General features: G+C 52.0%; 3 tRNA genes. All 3 read right to left on the bottom strand.

Annotated elements, in window-relative coordinates:
• The 3 genes from KSU54_RS18735 to KSU54_RS18725 all read right to left on the bottom strand — a co-directional run bounded on the left by KSU54_RS18735 (nucleotide 1) and on the right by KSU54_RS18725 (nucleotide 244).
• Nucleotides 1–72, bottom strand: a tRNA-Lys gene (locus KSU54_RS18735).
• An 8-nt stretch (nucleotides 73–80) separates the two neighbouring features.
• Nucleotides 81–156 (bottom strand) — tRNA-Gln (locus KSU54_RS18730).
• Nucleotides 157–161: 5 nt separating this feature from the next.
• Nucleotides 162–244 (bottom strand) — tRNA-Tyr (locus tag KSU54_RS18725).
• Nucleotides 245–302: the final 58 nt, after the last annotated feature.

Here is a 302-nt window from a genome sequence, read left to right as displayed (position 1 = left end):
GACCCGCAGGCGATTCGAACGCCTGACCCTCTGATTAAAAGTCAGATGCTCTACCAGCTGAGCTAGCGGGTCATTATTAATGGCTGGGGTACCTGGATTCGAACCAGGGAGATGACAGAGTCAAAGTCTGTTGCCTTACCGCTTGGCTATACCCCAATGAATGGTGGAGGAGGGCGGATTCGAACCACCGAACCAAAGGAACTGAGTTACAGTCAGCCGCGTTTAGCCACTTCGCTACTCCTCCATCATGGTGCCGGCTAAAGGACTTGAACCCTCAACCTACTGATTACAAGTCAGTTGCT

Origin of the sequence: Erysipelatoclostridium sp. MSK.23.31, from assembly GCF_019125875.1 — a bacterium.
GTDB classification, from domain to species: Bacteria; Bacillota_I; Bacilli_A; order Erysipelotrichales; family Coprobacillaceae; genus Thomasclavelia; species Thomasclavelia ramosa.
This window is presented reverse-complemented; position numbering and strand designations above follow the sequence as displayed.